The organism is Gemmatimonadota bacterium (genome assembly GCA_026702745.1).
Taxonomy (GTDB): Bacteria; JAAXHH01; JAAXHH01; order JAAXHH01; family JAAXHH01; genus JAAXHH01.
This window is the reverse complement of sequence record JAPPBT010000065.1, coordinates 142,196-156,645: the sequence shown is the minus strand read 5'-3', so window position 1 is coordinate 156,645 and position 14,450 is coordinate 142,196. Positions and strand designations below refer to the sequence as shown.

The window sequence follows — 14,450 nt, the reverse complement described above, 5'->3', positions numbered from 1 at the left end:
ATGGGATCTATCCTTAACGTATTGGTTTTGCGCAATACAACAAATTCCCCCTGGAGGTTGATTACATGAAGACCCGATTAACGCAACTTATCCCATTGGCCGTCATGGTCCTGGTCTTGTCCGGCCCGTCCGGCCCGGCGATAGCCCAGGACCTGGCCGCCTTCGAGCAGAACGTTACGGAATTCACGCTCGATAACGGACTCACCTTCATCGTGGTGGAGAACCATGACGCCCCGGTCCTGAGCGTCCTTACCTACGCGGACGTCGGCTCCGTGGACGAGGTCAAGGGCATCACGGGCATGGCCCACCTCTTCGAGCACATGGCATTCAAGGGTACCACGACCATCGGCGCCATGGACCTGGAAGCCGAGTACGCGGCCATGAAAAAGGTGGACGAGATTTTCGACGATCTCCGCAGCGAGCGGCACAAGGGCCACCTGGCCGACGCCGAGCGCCTGGCCAGCCTGGAGCAGGCCTTCGATGACGCCAAGACGGCCGCCCGGGAACTCGGCCGGTCCAATGCCATGGACGAGGCCATTGATCGCGCCGGCGGCACGGGGTTGAACGCCACGACCGGCCGGGACGCCACGCGGTATTTCTACAGTCTTCCCTCGAACAAGCTCGAACTGTTCTTCGCGCTGGAGTCCAACCGCTTCCTCGAACCGGTGCTCCGGGAGTTCTTCATCGAACGGGACGTGGTCAAGGAAGAACGCCGGATGGGCGAAAGCAGTCCGGTAGGACGCCTGGTGGAGGAAATGCTGAGCGCCGCCTACAAGGCCCATCCCTACGGCGAACCGACCGTGGGTCACATGGCGGACATTGATTCCATGACCCGTGCGGAGGCGATGGATTTCTTCAGGCGATACTATGGCGCCGGCAACCTGACGATCATCATCTCGGGCGACGCGGACCCCGCGCACGTCAAGGAACTGGCCCACGAGTATTTCGACCGCCTTCCGGCCGGACCTCCGGTCGAACCGGTTGAGACGACCGAACCCCCGCAAATAGCGGAGCGTCGCGTGACCATGGAAGACCGGTCCCAGCCGGTAATCCTGATGGGTTACCATAAGGTCGACATCAACCACGAAGACGACGTGGTGTTCAACGTACTGTCCGATATCCTGGGAAGCGGCCGCACCAGCCGGTTGTATACAAAACTCGTCAAGGATCAGAAAATCGCGGTGAACGCTTCCTCCTTCACGGACTTCCCGGGCAGCAAGTACCCCAACATGATCGTGTTTTTCGCCTTTCCGAGTAAGGACTACACCGCGGCGGATACGGAGCAGGCCATTGAGGAGGAAATCGAACGGATCCGTAACGAGGAAGTCTCCGAAGAGGAACTGTCCAGGGCGAAAGTGCGGGCCCGGGTCAACCTGATACGAGGACTCGAATCCAACATGGGACTCGCGACTCAACTGGCTTATTTCCATGTACTTACCGGAGACTGGCGCAACCTCTTCCACAGTATCGACGCGATCAATGAGGTGACCGCCGAAGATATCAAGCGCGTAGCCAACGAGTACCTGGTTTCCAAGAACCGGACGGTGGCTTCGATCGTTACCATGGATGATGACGGAACCGAATGATCACGGACCGACGCGAACACAGACCGAATGAACACGGACCGTATGATGACGGACCGACGCGAACATCCGTTGCCCAGAACACAGGAGTCGAAACCCATGCGCAGTACCCGTCTTAAAACCGCCACACTTGGCCTGATGCTGGCAGGGCTGGTCTTTTCGGCCATGCCGGCCGCGGCACAGAAGGACTACAGAGAACTGGAATACCCGCCGCTCAACGATATCGTCACCCCGACGCCCACCAGGGTGGTCCTGGATAACGGGATCATCCTGTATCTGGTGGAAGACCGCCGGCTGCCGATGATCAACCTGAGCGCCCGCTTCGGCGTGGGCTCCGTCAACGAACCGGCGGACAGGATCGGCCTGGCCGGGATCACCGGCGCGGTCATGCGCACGGGTGGGTCCACGAGCATGTCGGGCGACGAGATCGACGAGACCCTGGAGGGACTGGGCGCCACCGTAGAGACGCAGATCGGCCTGGTTTCCGGTTCCGCTTACATGTCCGCCCTCAAGGACAACGTGGATACCGTGCTGCCCATTCTCGCGGACATTCTCATGCATCCCGCCTTCCCCGACGACAAGATTGAACTGGAAAAAGTCACCGCGCGGTCCACGATCGCCCGTCGGAACGACGACCCGACCGACATGGCCTTCCGGGAATACCGCAAGCTGATCTACGGGGCGGAGAGCGTGTACGCGCGCCACGCCGAATACGCCACGATCGACGCCATTACCCGGGACGACCTCGTGGCCTTTCACCGGGACTGGATGCATCCGGACAACACCATGTTCGGCGTGTGGGGGGATTTCGACACGGACGAGATGGTAAAGAAGATCTCCGATGTATTCGGGGGATGGGAGAAGGCCGGGTTCGTGCGGCCCGATCTGCCCGATGTCGACTATACTTACGACAGTTCGGTGAACCTGGTCCGGAAGGACGATATCAACCAGAGCACGGTCGTCCTCGGCCACATCGGCGGCGTCAGGGATAACCCCGACTACTTCGCCCTGCGGGTCATGAACGATATCCTCAGCGGCGGGTTTTCCGGCCGGCTCTTTCGCATCGTTCGTTCGGAGCAGGGCCTGGCCTACGCCGTCTTCGGCATCTACAGCGCCAACTACAATTTCCCCGGGATTTTCTACGTGGCCTGCATGACCAGTTCGGAAACCACGGCGCAGGCGATCCGATCTCTCCGGCACGAGGTGGGTCGGATGACGACCGATGAAATCACGGAAGAGGAACTGAACCTGGCCAAGGAAAGTTTCCTGAATTCTTTCGTCTTCAATTTCGATTCCCGCCGGGAGATCATCGACCGGCAGATGACCTACGAGTACTATGGCTACCCCCAGGATTTTCTCGAGAAGACCAAGACCGGGATCGAAAAGGTAACCGTGGAAGACGTCAAGCGCGTAGCCCGTGAATACCTGCAGCCGGACAATATGCGCCTCATCGTGGTCGGGAACGACCAGGATTTCGACGAGGCGATGTCGGCGTTCGGCGAGGTCAACGAGATCGACGTGACCATCGCGCTTCCCGCCGTGGAAGCCCCGGTAGCCACCGAGGACGACGTGGCCATGGGCAGGGAACTGCTGGTACGCTCGGCCGAGGCCCTGGGCGGGCTCGATGCGATCGCCGCGGTAAAGACCTTCCGCGAGACCGCGGAGGTTACCGTGGTCAGGCCGATGGGCGAAATGAACATCACCATAGAATCCCTGGTTGCCCTGCCGGACCAGTGGAAGACGGTCATGCAGACGCCCATGGGAAATATCGATTTCATACTCAGCGGGGATCAGGGCTGGATTGTCGACCCCATGGGGAATACGCAACCTCTGCCGACGCAACAGCGGGATTCGATTCTCGAGGATCAGTGGCGGAACCCGCTTCTCCTGTACCAGCGGCTGGACGCAGAGGGGCTCGCGGTCCAGCACATCGGGCAGGAGGAGGTCGAAGGCACGGCCGTGGAAGCGCTGCTTATCACGCCTCCGGGTATGAATCCCTACCGGCTCTACCTCGACGCGGAGACCATGTTCCCGGTGAAGTGGTCCGGCCAGACCGTATCGCAGCAGGGGCCCGTGGAAGCGGAAAGGATGATGAGCGATTACCGCGAGGTAAGCGGGATCATGGTGCCTTTCATGAGAACGAGTACGGAAAACGGAAACCCGGGCGACAAGACCGTGACGCAGACGGTCGAGATCAACGTGGAATTACCGGCGGACGCGTTTGCGACGCCTGAATAAGCAGAATTTCCGGCCGACGCCTTTGCAGCGCCTGAATAAAAGGAAGCGAGTATGTCCGCAGACATCAAGCACCTGATCGACTGGAAGTACTGGGACGACGGCGAGATCGTGGAGATCCTCGACCTGGCCCGGCGCGTCAAGCACTACCGCTGGGAATACCAGGGCCGCATGCAGGGCAATACGCTGGTCATGATCTTCCAGAAGACTTCCACGCGCACGCGGGTGTCCTTTGAGGCAGGCATGACCGAAATGGGCGGTCACGCCATCAACCTGGACTGGATGACGACGAACTTCACCCTGAGCAAGGTCCGCTTCGAGACGCGGTACCTGGGACGCAACGCGGCGATCATCATGGCGCGGCTGAAGGACAACCGGGACCTGCTGGAGATGGAAAAGGCCTCCACGGTGCCCGTCATCAACGGGTGCTGCAACCTCTACCACCCCTGCCAGGCCCTGGCGGACGTGCTGACCATCGCGGAAGACCGTCCGGAGGGCGTGGAAGGCGCGCGGCTGACCTACATCGGCGTGTACAACAACGTGGTCAATTCGCTGGTTTCCATCGCCGCGCCGCTGGGCGTGCACCTGACGCTGGTCTGTCCGATCCGGGAGCCGGCCAGTGTGGACGAGGAAAGCCGGAAGAAGCTATTGGACAGGGGATTGCTCACCGAGACGCTGGACGCCGGGGAGGCGGTCGCGGAGGCCGACTACGTCTACACGGATACCTGGCTCGACATGGAACTCTTCAACGATCCCGCCTACGCGGCCGAGAAGGAGAAGCGGAGCGGGATCATGATGCCCTACCAGATCAACGCGTCCCTGCTCGCCGGCCGCCGTGCGAAGATCATGCACGACATGCCCATCCATCCCGGCTACGAAATCGCCGAGGACATGATCGAGCACGAGCAGTCGATCATCTACGACCAGGCCGAGAACCGCCTGGACGCGCAGAAGGCCATCATGCTGCGACTGCTGAACCGGTTGTAACGGGCGTCATGTCCACCGGCGCCTTCCATGCCGGCGCTTTCCATGCCGGCTGCCGGAACCTACGCGCGTCCCGGGACGCGCCGGGCAGCTCCAGTCAGGGTAGGCCCAACACCACCAGTTCCGCCCTTTCGGACGCCCCGCCTATCGGTACGGCGATATACTGTTTTTCACCCACCATATAGGTCATGGGATTGCCCGTCGCATTGCCGGGAAGGGGGATTTCCGCGATCAGATCGCCGTTATCAGGATCAAAGGCCCGCAGGAACGCCTCGTTGCTCTCGGAATCGTAGGTCATGGCGTTGCCGCGGTCCGACACATTCCTGTCCAGCACGATCCCCATCTGGGCGGCGAACAGCAAAGACGGTGTCAGCAGCGGAAAGGTGCGTCGGTCCCACCCCAGGGGCGGCAGGTCCAGGCCTTCCAGGGCCGGGTGGTTTCGGGGTCCGTTGCCCACAGCACTCATCCACACATGCTCGCCCGTGTTCAGATCGATGGCGGTGATGCGGCCATAAGGCGGCTTGATCACCGGCAGGCCGTCCATGATCGTGGGCCCGTAGGCGAACCGGCCGGTGTACGAATAAGGCGCGTCCTCCTCCTCCGACGCGTTTACGGTCATAATGGTCGGCAGGCTGTAGGACGGCACGTACAACATGCCCGTTTCCGGATTCACGGCCGCCCCCGACCAGCTCGCGCCGCCCACCAGTCCGGGCACTGCGATTAAGCCTCTTGTGGTCGGCGGCGTGAAAAGCGGCCCATGGTCGTATTCCGCGATCGCGTCCAGGGCCGCCTGGCGCAGTTCGGGCGTGAAATCGATGAGATCGTCTTCCGTCAGCCCCTGGCGCTCGAAGGCCGCCGGTTTCGTGGGGAAGGGCTGCGTGGGCGAGGCGGTTTCTCCGGGTACCGTGGACGGCGGCGTCTCCCGTTCCTCGATCGGCCAGACCGGCTCTCCGGTTGCCCGGTCGAAGACGAAGGTGAAACCCTGCTTGGTGACTTGGGCCAGCGCCTTGATCTCGCGGCCCTCCACCGTGATATCCACCAGGTTCGGCGCGGCGGGCAGGTCGTAGTCCCATATCCCGTGATGCACTGTCTGGAAGTGCCAGACCCTTTCGCCGGTTTCGGCATTGACGCAGACCAGGCTCTCGGCGAAGAGGTTGTCACCGAGCCGGTGGCCGCCGTAGAAGTCGTTGGTGGGCGTGCTGACCGGCAGGTAGACGTACCCCAATTCCTCATCCGCGCTCATCCACGTCCACACGTTCGTGCTGCCCGTGGTCTTCCAGGACTCTTCCAGCCAGGTCTCGTTACCGAACTCGCCTTCCTGTGGTATGGTCTGGAACACCCACTTCTGTTCGCCCGTCCGCACGTCGAACCCACGCACGTCGCCCGGCGGCATGGCCGCGTCGGGCATCCGGAACACGGCGAAGGAATCCAGCACGGTCGCCCCCACCACGACCACCCCGCGGACGATCACCGGCGGGCTGGAGACAGCGTAGAGGCTCCGGTCGACGGGGCGGCGCAGGCCCTTCGTCAGGTCCACGCGGCCGTTGTCACCGAAACCCGGGATCGGTTCGCCCGTTCCCGCGTCCAGCGCGATGAGCCAGGCGTCACCCGTGGCATAGAGGATGCGCCGGTCCTCGCCCTCCTCCCAGTAGGCCACGCCGCGATGGACGAAACCCACGTTTGCGGGCGTCCCATCCTTCCACGTACCGGGATCGTATGACCAGATCGTCTCCCCCGTAGCCGCGTCGATGGCCGCCACCTGGCTCAGGGCTGTACTCGTGTACAGCACGCCGCCGACCTTGAGCGGCGTCGCCTCGTTCACGAATACCCGTAAGGTCGAATCCGCCTCCAGGATGGCGTTGTCGATGGAATCCCAGCGCCACGCGACCTCGAGGTCCGTCACGTTATGCCGGTCGATCATGGCCAGGGGCGCGTACTTGGTGCTCGCGTGGTCTCCGGCATACGCGCGCCATTCCTTCTGGGAGGCGTCACCCGTCTGACCGGCGTCACCCGTCTGACCGGCGTCACCGGTACAGGACGACATTACGGCGAGGCACAGGACCGAGAGCGTCAACGCGGTCAATGAACGCAAGCTTTGCATGTTGAAATCTCCTGGAAAACAGGATTAAGTCGAATACCTGCGATGTCTATTATGTTTCAAGTGTTTCATCACCGTCACGTATACCTTGCGTGGTTCAGTATTGTACAATTGTACAACTCATATAACCTCTATGTGTAACATCGCGCCCACGTTCCATCAGATGTAGGACGTCGACCCGTCAGGACGAATGGTACATGTCCGCTGCCAGTGCACGATCTTATTGTCTTTCAGCGCCTCCTCGTCGATTTCGATACCCAGCCCGGGACGATCGCGCAACAACAGGTAGCCATCCTCGGGAAGATATGGATCGGCGATACACTGTTCCCATTCCGTACCCACGGGAAGGCCGTATTCGAGTATCTTGAAATTGGGTGTGGCCGCCGCGAAGTGCACGTTGACGGCCGTGGCCAGGGGACCCATGGGATTGTGTGGGGCGATGGATACGTAGTGCGCTTCGGCGATAGCAGCGATCTTGCGCATCTCCAGCAATCCTCCGCATACGCAGATGTCCGGCTGTATGATATCGGCGCCGTGGGCTGCCATGAGGTCCAGGAACTCGAACCGTGTGTAGAGCGATTCACCGGTAGCAAGCGGTACCTGCATCTGCGACCGCAACCGTGCCCACGCGGGAATGTGTTCGGGACGCAGGGGCTCTTCGTAGAAATACGGATCGTATGGCGCCAGGGCGTTGGCGAGTTGCAGCGCCCTGACCGGCTCGAAAATCCGGGCGTGGGGATCGAAGGCGAATTCCCATTCGTCAGGCGTGCGGTCCCTTACATCCTCAAAAAACCGCGCGGCAGCGCTGCAGACCCGGCCCCACCGTACGGCCTCGATGTCTACCTGGTAGGGACTCGTCTTAAAGGCCGTAAATCCCCATCGGTCATGCAGTTCGTGCGCCTGGTCAGATGCTTCGCCTGCGTTTCCGCCGACGCTGTGATACACCCGAACGCGGTCCCTGACGGTGCCGCCAAGAAGCATGTAGACCGGAAGCCCGGCGGCTTTTCCACTGATATCCCAAAGAGCGTGATCGACGGCGGACATGACCGCCAGACCCGTACCGCCCGGTGGAAAGCGAAACTGCTGGAACAGCTTCAGCATGATGTATTCGACGCGCCTGGGATCTTCCCCCTTGATCATTTCGAAGATATAGTCGGCAATGGGTTCCACGGACTTGTCGGGACCGATCGAGTAGGCTTCCCCCCAGCCGTACAGCCCCTCGTCCGTCTCCACCTTGACCAGTCCGCGCGAACGGTTTTTGAAGTAACCGGCAAATGTTTTGATGGCGGTGATTTTCATCGTGAAGTACTCCGGACGGCCGCGATGCCGGACGTTCGCATTCGCGCTATGCTTCTAATGAAATTCAAGTGTCGAAAAAGACCAGGTGAGTCTTGAGCAAGATAGACGGGTGGATTCGGGCTGTCAAGGAAGGGCAGACGAGCCGGAAGCGAGCGGTAGAAGGTGAGTCAGGGCACCAGCAGACGCTGTTTTTCGGTGTGGTTGACTTGCCCTGCCCAATGCATATCTTGATTTGATGGGTTACGCGATCGAACTGTTTTATGACGATGCGAGCGAACGGGCCGTTCGCGATATCTGGGACGGTCTGGGCACGGCCCTGGGACAACCTTCACTATCGGAACTCGGCGCCCGGCCGCACGTTTCCCTCGCGGTCTACGGCGACGATCTCGACACGAACGATTTCCCGGAGCGGCTGCTCGAATTCGCGCGATCCATCGATCCATTCGACTTTACATTGAGCAGCCTGGGGACTTTCGCCGGCCAGGAAGGGGTGGTATTCCTGGCGCCTGTGGTAACTCGCCGGTTGCTGGAAGTCCACGCGCAATTTCGCGAGGTGTTTTCGAAACACGAAGACGCGGGCATGGGCTTCTACCTGCGCGGCAACTGGGTGCCGCACTGCACGATCGCCATCGACCTGTCGGCGGACGAAGTAACAGCGGCCTTAGCGTACTGTCGTGAGGTCTTCCAACCGATCTCCGGACGGTTCCAGGAGATCGGTCTGGTCGAATTTCGTCCCGTGAAGGAACGGTTTACCTATGCACTCGGTTAGTATTAGTATGGACCGCAAGAATGGTTGTCGAAAACATGGTTGCCGGAAACCCCGTTAGCACATCAAATCTGTAAGGATCCCCATGGCCAGTCTGATCGTCGAAGGCGGTAAACCGCTCTCCGGCACGGTCGTTCCGTCCGGCAACAAGAACGCCGTGCTTCCCATTCTCTGCGCCACCCTCCTGACCGACGAGACGGTGACGATCCGGAACGTGCCGGACATCACCGACGTGCAGAAAATCGTCACGTTCCTCGAGGCCCTGGGCTCCCGGATCGACTGGGACCGGGAAGCCGGTTCGCTTCAGGTCAACAACGCAGGATTCCATGACGACACCGGCGAGGTGGCCCTGCCGGAAGGCATGCGCTCGGCCCTGCTCCTCCTGCCCGGCCTGCTGCATCGGACCCGGTCCATCCGTTTCGCGAACGTCAAGGGATGCGCCCTCGGCGTGCGGGAGATCGACCCGCACGTGGAACTGCTACGCGCGCTGGGAGGCCGCATCGTATCGGAAGATCCCATAGAATTCGAGCTGAACGGCCGGTTCAGGGGCGACCGGATCTGGCAGGATTACGTTTCGGTGACCGGGACCGAGAATTTCATCATGGCCGCGGTCCTGGGCGAGGGCAAATCGACGCTGGTCAACGCGGCGTGCGAACCCAACGTGCAGGACCTGTGCCATTTCCTCAACACCCTCGGGGCAAGGATCGAGGGCATCGGGGCGAACGTCCTGCACATCCAGGGCGTGGACCGTCTCGGCGGCGGCACGGTGGAGATCACGCCCGATCATCACGAGATCACGACGTTCCTGGCCGTGGGCGCCATGACGGGCGGCGAAGTGCGGGTCGAGCAGGCCATACCCCACCATTTCGACCTGATCAACCGCTGCTTCAGGAAACTGGGCGTAACCGTCGAATACGAGGGCGATACCGCGCTGGTGCGGAACGGCCAGCCACACCGGATCGAAAACCCCTTCACGTCCAATATCCTGGCCAAGATCGAGGCCGCGCCCTGGCCCTACCTGCCCGCCGACCTCCTGCCCCTGATGATCCCCCTGGCCATCCGGGCCGAGGGTTCGATCATGTTCTGGAACAAGGTCTACGAAGGCGCCTTCTTCTGGATCTCGGAACTGGTCAAGTTCGGCGCCCACGCGGTCATCAACGACCCCCACCGCATCATCGTCTTCGGTAACCGTCCCCTTCAGCCGGCCACCGTGGAGGCGCCCTACATCATCCGGGCGGCCGTGGCCCTGTACATGACCGCCGCAAGTATTCCGGGCACCAGCGTCATCAACGGCGCGGAGTCCATCAACCGGGCCCATCCGAATTTCGTGGAGAACCTGCGCGCCCTGGGCGCGGAAGTGTCGTGGGACGGGTTGGAAGAGGATTGAAGGGAAAGCTGTGTGAGTCGGTGTGAGTGGCTCGCCTGGACGTCGAGCCCGGCTAGCCGATAACCCGAATGGGCATGAGGGGTTTGGAGGCGTCGACCCCGAAGTCCAGCCGTACTTCCTGGTCCCCCTTGCGAAACGTCATCCTGCCCGTTCCGGCTTGCGCGTCCACCCCGGGCGCTTCGTACAGCGGGTAGGCGTCGTAGTCGATGGCCTCGCCGTCCACCCTGTGCTGGCCATCGAAGTACATCTCCATCTGGTTACCATCCAATGTCTCGACGGCGACGAGGTCGCTCCCCGGCCATCCGGACAGGTCGGGTTGCAAGGCGGCACGGCGCGTGCAGAACGCTTCGAAGGACTCCTCGTGATCCGCCTCCCGGGCTTCAAGCACCAGTCCGCCATGCAGATCCGGGATCCTGAGGAGCCAGCCGTCGATCTGGTCGGGATTCGCCGCCAGGTGGCGCATGGACCCTTCCTCCCGGATTTCCGACCACCCGTAGGGACCGATCGGATAGAGGGCGATATAGGCGCCGGCGCCGGTATCTCCCATGATCCAGCCGTCTCGCTCCACCCAGCCGATCGACCGGGGCAGGAACATGTTGATGAAGGGCGCCTCGTCGTCCGGCGGGATCTTGTACAGGACGATGACAGTGCCTTCGTGCTGCATCATTCGCTCGTATGGCGACGCGCCGAAGAGCCGGTCGGGCCATTGGAGGTAGGGCTTGTCGGACCCGATCTGCCGTCTGATCTGCTGCGGGTAGCCCACGAGAAAGGCGCTGAACCGTTCCGGGCTCCGGTAGGGGTGATTGCAGCAGATCTTGGCCTGCTGGTTTTCTCCCCGCCACGTCAGGTCCCATGAAATCAGGTCGATGGGGCCGGCCCCGGGGCCCGGCAAGCCCAGTTGAGACGACCCGAGGGCGAAGGACGGGCTCATATACGTGTATTTTCGGACCGGACGCGCCTCGTGCTCCACGCGGCGGTAGATCGTTCTGGGGGCCTTGGTCTTCTTGACGACGTGGGCGGTGGACCGGTCCACCGCCATCTCCGCGAAGAGGGCCGGGGGCCGGTAGGCGGCCGTGGCCGGCGGGATGCAGAAGCCATGGACGTGATGCTTCGGTTCGAACTCCTCGTCGCCGAAGTACAGGTACTGCAGCGCGGAGATCGCACCGGATTTCCGCCAGGTGTTCTCCCGGTAGCCTTCGCGGCTGTGACCGCCCGCCCAGGAGCCATAGTAATACTCCAGCGCCATATCCGCCACGTACAGGGACAGCACCTGTTCCACCTGGCGGCGCAGGTGGGGGTCGGCCGCGTGGTCCGCGAGCGTAATCATCGGTACCATGTGCTCGACGTGGTACTGGGGGGAGTCGTATTCGTGATGTCCGTTGACGGCCGTCCGCTCGATCATCCCCAGGATCCAGCGCATGGCCTCGGCCCGATTGGCCTCCGCGGACAGGCCGTTCCACATGCATGTCGCGTCCGGCCACCGTTCCGCCGCCAGCAGGTTGCCCACGTAGAACATCAACCAGTGGTTCTCCGTGTTGCCGCGCTCGAGGACACCGTCCATCATGAAATCCCGGATGATCTCCAGGGCTTCCTTCGGCAGCCGGTCGGGCCACCGGGCGATGAGCGCGCCGCAGGGATACACGTGGAACGGACCGCCGGCAGGGCGGCCTCCCCATCCGTCCGTCTGGTCCGAAAGCGCGTTCCGCACGATGTCGACGACCTTCGCGTCGTCCATGCCCGTCGCCAGGTGCGCGTTCAAGTCCCAGAGACCGCCGCCTTCCCGCTTCGACCACTGCCGGACTACCCGATCAGCCCGTTCGTCGACTTGTTTGTTGTAAGTTGCCTGGTCCATGTATTGTTTTCTATGCTTCAGGCGCGATAATCGCGCGAACGTTTACGAACCCCGGTATCTGTTGCCACCCATGACCGCCGTCTTCCGTGTACCACAACCCGCCCGGCGTGGCGCCGGCCAGCCAGGTCGACGTCGAATCGGGATGGCATTGTACGGCCGCGCACAGGTGGCGGGGTCCCCTTCGTACCCAGTGGCCCGACCCATCGCCGATGGCCACGCCGTGTTCCGTGGCGGCAACGATATCGTCGCCGGCCCGCATCAGTTCGAAGACCGCGCCGCCGTCCGCCGTATGGCCCGCCGAATCCCAGCGCTCACCGTCCGCGCTGCGCCAGATCCCCCGGTCGTCGGTACCCGCCCAGAACTGTCCGTGCATGCAGGCCAGCACGCGTACGGCGGTGCCCGAGATACTGGTCCGCCGCCATGCCGCTCCCGCGTCGTCCGCGATCAGGACGCCGCCTTCGGTGCCGATCAACCACGTCGTGGGCTCGTCGGGATGCACGAGGATGGCGTTGGTGAAACGCTCATTGACGCGGAGCGCGTCCGAGTGGTGTGTCCAGCGGACTGCCCCGAGGTCGTCGTAGCGACCCGTGGCGATGCCGTAGGGGGACCCGGCGACCACCCCCGGCGATCCTTCGATCGACGCGATGGCCATGATCTCGGTGAGCGTCTCGTCGTGCAGTTGCTTCCAGCGGTCGGCCTGGTCCGCAGCGCCCGCCGGGCCCGCGTTGTTCGGCCACTCCCAGAGTCCGCTGCCCCAGCTCGCGCCCGCCACCAGGCGGCCCAGTTCACGGATCAGGCTCGAGATGCCGTACTCCTGGGCGCCGATGCGCGTCCAGGATCCACCGATGGTGCCGTGGTATACACCCTTGGAACCGATGAGCCAGTGGTCGCGGGGGACTGTTTCCAATGAACACTCCAAATCTAACTGATTGAAATTGTTGTTATTACCGGCTGCGGTGCAACATCTTCAATTCAACTTCCCAACGAGGGTCGTCCCGCGTGAGCTGGACGGTTTTAACTTTAACCTCGCGGAAACACCGCCCCAAAATAAACACTGGAATTGGGGTAAACAAGCACCATTCCCGGTAGCCGGAAAGTTTAGGGTTGCGCGACAACGCGCAGTGGTTCCAGATTCCAGAAATACCCGAATAACCCGATGCCCGCACAGAGGGAAGTCGATTTGACGAATACCCGGGAACTCGCCGACTGGCTGTATCAGCTACCGGACCTTCCTCGAACGCCGCTGGTCCAACTGCCCACGCCAATTCATCCACTCGCGAAACTCGGCGCGAGCCTGGGCGGTCCGGAGCTCTGGATCAAGCGCGACGACCTGACTGGGCTGGCGGGGGGCGGCAACAAGTCGCGCAAGCTGGAGTTCCTGGTGGGCGACGCCCTGCGAACGGGCGCCGATACCCTGGTCACAGTCGGGGCCATTCAGTCGAACCATACCCGTCAGACGGCGGCCGCGGCGGCCCGGTGCGGTTTGCGGTGCGCGCTAATGCACTGCGCATGGACCAGGGACGCGGGACCCGGATATCGGCACGTGGGCAACATCCTGCTCAGCAGTATCCTGGGCGCCGAACTCTACCTGGACGACCGCGAACGATCCATCGAGGACAAAAGTCCGCTTGAAGATCTGGTCGATCACCTGCGCCGGCAGGGACGCAGGCCCTATCTCATCCCGGGCGGCGCTTCCGATCACACGCTGGGCAGCATGGGCTATGTCGCCTGCGCCGCCGAGATCACGCGGCAGTCACGTGACCAGGGCCTTCATTTCGACTACGTGGTGCACTGCACGGGCAGCAGCAGCACGCAGTCGGGACTGGTCGCCGGTTTCGCGGCGATGGAAGCTGGTACGCGCGTGATCGGCGTGTCGGACGACAACGAGGTCGCGATCAAGAAGTCGCGGGTACTCCGATTGGCCAATGCCACGCTGGAGACCCTGGACCTGCCGCAGCGCGTCCATCCCGATGACATCGAGATCGTCAGCGCCACGGCCGACCCCTATGGCGTCGCGAACGATGAGGTGTTCCAGGGGATCCAGCTGCTCGCGCGCAGCGAGGGGATCATGGCCGATCCCGTCTACGAGGGGAAAGCGATCCGCGGCCTGCTCAAGCTCGCGGGCGAAGGTCGTTTCGAACCGGACAGCCGGATTCTACTCATGCACCTGGGCGGCACCCCGGCGGTCCACGCCTATGCCGGACAGTTTCCTCCGGTGGAGTTCAAGCGATTCGAACCTTGAGCGG

General features: G+C 62.3%; 10 protein-coding genes. 6 read left to right on the top strand and 4 right to left on the bottom strand.

The window, feature by feature from the left end:
• Positions 1 to 65 precede the first annotated feature (65 nt).
• The 3 genes from OXH56_10765 to OXH56_10755 all read left to right on the top strand — a co-directional run bounded on the left by OXH56_10765 (position 66) and on the right by OXH56_10755 (position 4,805).
• Positions 66 to 1,586 (top strand): pitrilysin family protein, encoded by a 1,521-nt coding sequence (locus OXH56_10765; protein ID MCY3555792.1) that lies wholly within the window; start codon positions 66 to 68, stop codon positions 1,584 to 1,586.
• A 96-nt stretch (positions 1,587 to 1,682) separates the two neighbouring features.
• The gene (locus tag OXH56_10760) at positions 1,683 to 3,821 is read left to right on the top strand and encodes a pitrilysin family protein (protein MCY3555791.1); all 2,139 of its coding nucleotides are present in this window, start codon (positions 1,683 to 1,685) and stop codon (positions 3,819 to 3,821) included.
• Positions 3,822 to 3,872: 51 nt separating this feature from the next.
• Positions 3,873 to 4,805, top strand: coding sequence for an ornithine carbamoyltransferase (locus tag OXH56_10755; GenBank protein ID MCY3555790.1), 933 nt, complete (start codon positions 3,873 to 3,875; stop codon positions 4,803 to 4,805).
• A 94-nt stretch (positions 4,806 to 4,899) separates the two neighbouring features.
• Here the strand turns inward: OXH56_10755 and OXH56_10750 are convergent, their stop codons facing one another.
• Together OXH56_10750 and OXH56_10745 are read right to left on the bottom strand one after the other, a co-directional pair.
• Positions 4,900 to 6,903, bottom strand: a complete 2,004-nt coding sequence (locus OXH56_10750; GenBank protein MCY3555789.1) for a pyrroloquinoline quinone-dependent dehydrogenase — start codon at positions 6,901 to 6,903, stop codon at positions 4,900 to 4,902.
• 156 nt (positions 6,904 to 7,059) lie between these two features.
• Entirely contained in the window at positions 7,060 to 8,199 is a 1,140-nt protein-coding gene (locus OXH56_10745) for a mandelate racemase/muconate lactonizing enzyme family protein (GenBank protein MCY3555788.1), read from the bottom strand.
• Between the two features lie 235 nt (positions 8,200 to 8,434).
• On the opposite strand from OXH56_10745, the gene OXH56_10740 reads away from it, so the two are divergent.
• Both OXH56_10740 and OXH56_10735 read left to right on the top strand, forming a co-directional pair.
• Entirely contained in the window at positions 8,435 to 8,968 is a 534-nt protein-coding gene (locus tag OXH56_10740; GenBank protein MCY3555787.1) for a 2'-5' RNA ligase family protein, read from the top strand.
• Positions 8,969 to 9,050: 82 nt separating this feature from the next.
• Positions 9,051 to 10,352: a UDP-N-acetylglucosamine 1-carboxyvinyltransferase gene (locus OXH56_10735; protein ID MCY3555786.1), complete on the top strand. Its 1,302-nt coding sequence runs from the start codon at positions 9,051 to 9,053 to the stop codon at positions 10,350 to 10,352.
• 52 nt (positions 10,353 to 10,404) lie between these two features.
• On the opposite strand, the gene OXH56_10730 is transcribed toward OXH56_10735, so the two are convergent.
• On the bottom strand, positions 10,405 to 12,204 hold the full coding sequence (locus OXH56_10730) for a hypothetical protein (protein ID MCY3555785.1): 1,800 nt from the start codon (positions 12,202 to 12,204) through the stop codon (positions 10,405 to 10,407).
• 10 nt (positions 12,205 to 12,214) lie between these two features.
• Positions 12,215 to 13,111 (bottom strand): hypothetical protein, encoded by an 897-nt coding sequence (locus tag OXH56_10725; GenBank protein MCY3555784.1) that lies wholly within the window; start codon positions 13,109 to 13,111, stop codon positions 12,215 to 12,217.
• A gap of 249 nt (positions 13,112 to 13,360) precedes the next feature.
• Between OXH56_10725 and OXH56_10720 the strand changes: the two genes are divergently transcribed.
• A complete protein-coding gene (locus OXH56_10720) occupies positions 13,361 to 14,446 on the top strand; it encodes a D-cysteine desulfhydrase family protein (GenBank protein MCY3555783.1) in 1,086 nt (361 codons plus the stop codon).
• The last annotated feature ends 4 nt before the right edge of the window (positions 14,447 to 14,450 follow it).